Source organism: Bradyrhizobium sp., assembly GCF_019244115.1.
GTDB lineage: Bacteria > Pseudomonadota > Alphaproteobacteria > Rhizobiales > Xanthobacteraceae > Bradyrhizobium.
Genome location: NZ_JAFATE010000198.1, coordinates 1 through 2,875, shown reverse-complemented (window position 1 = coordinate 2,875; position 2,875 = coordinate 1). Strand labels below are relative to the sequence as shown.

Genomic DNA, 2,875 nt, shown 5'->3' with positions numbered 1-2,875 from the left:
CAGCCGCCTGTGCAGTGGCAAAGCGTATTCTTGCCCTGATCTCCTCGGAGCCCCGCCACCACGGCGTCTCCCAGAACGGCTGGCCCAGAACCTGCTCGCGCGTATAACCGCATCCTTCGAGCGACACGATATTGGCTTCCCGCAGATAACCTTGCAGGTCCAAAATGCCGGCGAAGATGCCGGACTGGTTGAACAGCGCCTCGAACTTGGCGGCCGCGGTCGAAAGCTCGCGCATCAGGGCCGCCTGCGTCGCCGCATAGGCCCGCACCTCGGTGACATCGCGGTTCACCTCCAGCACGGTGCCGTCACTTAGGAGCTGCATCCGGCTGTCGACGACGACCTCGCGTCCGTCCTTGCAGGTGTGGCGCAGTTCGCCCGACCAGACATGGCCATCCAAGAGCTCGGACGTCAGCTCGGCGAGGTCGACCGGAAATCTGGTTTTCAGGAGGGTATGGCTGATGCGGCCAATCGCCTCGTCCGGCGAAAACCCGTAGAGTCCTTCGGCCCCGGCGTTCCAGCTCTCGATGGCCCCACCGAGCCGCCACACGAACATCGGCTCATGCGAGAGGGAGAGCAGATCGGCCGCGCGGGCGGCCCCTGCCGATGGCGCGTTCGACAGCGCAGATTGCCTTGTCATCCTGTATTTCCGCTTCACTCGCGAGCACACGGCTCAATTCGTCGCCATTGATGGCCGGGTCTCAGTCAGGACCGGGAGCCGCGGCCGTCCCGTATGCGGTCCCCGTAGCGGACAGGGCAACGTATAGCCTCACCGGGCCAGTGTCGAGGACTGGAACATGCAGTCTTGGGTCGCGGCTTCGTGAAGGTGAACGGCGTCACCGGGCTCCTTCAGAACGCGCGTCGATGTGACTGTACCATGCGCGCGCAACTGCCCGTCGCGCCAATCTGCCGCAGGATGGGCGTGTTCATATTTTCAGAAATAACGCTTGACGGCTTCCACAAATCAGAAATATAATCCGCCCCGTCCCGCGCTCATCAGGAGGGGCGCTTCGCGATCGTCACGAACGTGGAGCGCGGGATGCGGTGGACGTGTCGGCTCGCAGCGCGCTTGCGCGCGGACGAACGATCTCGATGCGGACGCGAAGGCGTGTGGTCCTGGCCTCCCGACGCTGAGGCCAAGTTGCGCGGTGACGAGCCGCGCGGCGATGGGAGCAAGAAAGCCCGGTTCCCAGGGAGAGCGCGACATAAGCGTTAAAACCATCGTGCAGGGAATGCCGGGATGTCTCGGCTGGACCTGTGGTGACTGCCGCCAGCTTTTCTTTTTGCTGGCGGGCCATGGGTTGCGGCCAGCACCCGGCATTCCCTGCGCCCTCCTTGATGTCGAGGGTGAAGAACGACGCAGCAACTCGGGCGTAACACGCCGCGAGAACGCGAGCGTGTGTCTGTCATCGTCATTGGGAGGCGCAACAGCGCCGAAGCAATCCAGCCCTTCTCCTGGGCGAGATTTCTGGATTGCTTCGCCGGGTTCGCAATGAGGGTGCCTGTGATGCGCGGGATGAAAGGCTGTTTGACATCTGAACGGGAACTACGAACGCGGCAAGGCTCGCGTTCATGCCGTGGGGGCACCGAGGTCCCTGATTGCCAGTTGCGCAAGCTGCATGGGATCGCGCACGCCGGTCTGGCCGATCTCAAAAATCTTTCTGGCGACGAGCTGCGTGATCGGATCGCTACGGTCTTTCAGGCCGAGGGTTTTCAGTGTTTCTTCATAGGCCGTGACCAGCCGGCCGATCTCGTCAGGGCCGAACGGACTGTTTTGCAGGATGCGATAGATGCTCATTTCATTCACCGGCGCGCCCGCCAGCCAATGACGGTGACCATTCAAGGCGGGACGCGAGATCGTCGCAATCGACCTCGTGGGGTTTTTGCAGGCCGGCACTGTTGGCCCACTTCTCGATGTTGCGAGCGACATTGTCGTAGCTGGGACGCCGCGGCTTCGGATCCCTGGGTATCCGCGGAATTTCAATCTTGTCGGCCATTGTGAGCGCGCCTTCTGGCCCCATCAGCTGTCACATTAGCGCATTCGGATTAAATCGTAAATGATTGATTTTTCCCACGTATTTGGCTCATTTGGGGCGAGGCGCAAATTTTGGGTGAACGGCAAATTCGGGGGAACCTGCGGCACATGAGCGCGTTGAGTAAGTTACTCAATGGAACCGAGGATCCCTATGACGGACACCCGTGGTGAACGATTGCAGGTGATGCTCTCGCCCGAGGAGCTTGCGGCCGTTGATGATTTTCGTTTCCGGCATCGCATGCCGACCCGGGCGGCCGCCGTCAGGGAACTCCTGAAGCTCGGCCTCGGCGCCATCGGAGTCGACGGCGGGGCCGGCGTGAAGTCAAGTGAGTACGGCGTGTTCAGGCGCGGTCCGGACGGCTACCGGGGGACGACGGACGTGCCGGAAGCGGAATGATGAAGCAGCGGCCGACGCGGCCGGGATCACGTCCCCGGCCGTGACACTTCGGTCTCCTTTGACGTGATGAACTCCAGCAGCACCGGAATCCCTTCCTTGGTCTTCTCGATGCCACGCAAAATTGCCGGCTTGATCTCGTCGGGCGCAGTGATGCGCTCGCCATGGCCGCCGAAGGCGCGGGCCATCGCCGCATAATCGCCGGAGATGTCGGTTGCGCGATATTTTTCGGTCGAGATCGGCATCACCTTGAGCTCGATCGCCATCGAGAAATTGTTGAGGAGGATCGAGAGGATCGGGATGCGCTCGCGCACCGCGGTCTCGAAATCCATGCCCGTAAAGCCGATCGCCGCATCACCCCAGACATTGATGCAGAGTTTTTCCGGATGCGCGAGTTTGGCGCCCATCGCAAGGCCGAGGCCATAGCCGAGCTGGGTGGTCTTGCCCCA

General features: G+C 62.0%; 5 protein-coding genes. 1 reads left to right on the top strand and 4 read right to left on the bottom strand.

Annotation, left to right across the window (positions count from 1 at the left end):
• From JOZ76_RS08615 to JOZ76_RS08605, 3 genes are all read right to left on the bottom strand, one after another.
• On the bottom strand, positions 1–637 hold a 637-nt coding region (locus tag JOZ76_RS08615), incomplete at its 3' end, for a PAS domain-containing protein (RefSeq protein ID WP_291698202.1).
• A 930-nt stretch (positions 638–1,567) separates the two neighbouring features.
• Positions 1,568–1,795, bottom strand: a complete 228-nt coding sequence (locus JOZ76_RS08610; protein WP_291698201.1) for a hypothetical protein — start codon at positions 1,793–1,795, stop codon at positions 1,568–1,570.
• A 1-nt stretch (position 1,796) separates the two neighbouring features.
• Positions 1,797–1,994 carry a hypothetical protein gene (locus JOZ76_RS08605; protein WP_291698200.1) on the bottom strand — a complete coding sequence of 66 codons (198 nt, stop codon included), beginning with the start codon at positions 1,992–1,994 and terminating at the stop codon, positions 1,797–1,799.
• Between the two features lie 189 nt (positions 1,995–2,183).
• Here JOZ76_RS08605 and JOZ76_RS08600 point away from each other — a divergent pair, with 189 nt between their 5' ends.
• Positions 2,184–2,429 (top strand): hypothetical protein, encoded by a 246-nt coding sequence (locus tag JOZ76_RS08600; protein WP_291698199.1) that lies wholly within the window; start codon positions 2,184–2,186, stop codon positions 2,427–2,429.
• A 26-nt stretch (positions 2,430–2,455) separates the two neighbouring features.
• On the opposite strand, the gene JOZ76_RS08595 is transcribed toward JOZ76_RS08600, so the two are convergent.
• Positions 2,456–2,875 (bottom strand): thiamine pyrophosphate-dependent enzyme (locus JOZ76_RS08595; RefSeq protein WP_291698198.1); only part of this gene is annotated, 420 nt, incomplete at its 5' end.

Excerpts from the sequence above, each read along its gene's own strand:
- JOZ76_RS08610 (WP_291698201.1), bottom strand. The coding sequence starts at position 1,795 with ATGAGCATCTATCGCATCCTGCAAAACAGTCCGTTCGGCCCTGACGAG.
- JOZ76_RS08605 (WP_291698200.1), bottom strand. The coding sequence starts at position 1,994 with ATGGCCGACAAGATTGAAATTCCGCGGATACCCAGGGATCCGAAGCCG.
- JOZ76_RS08600 (WP_291698199.1), top strand. The coding sequence starts at position 2,184 with ATGACGGACACCCGTGGTGAACGATTGCAGGTGATGCTCTCGCCCGAG.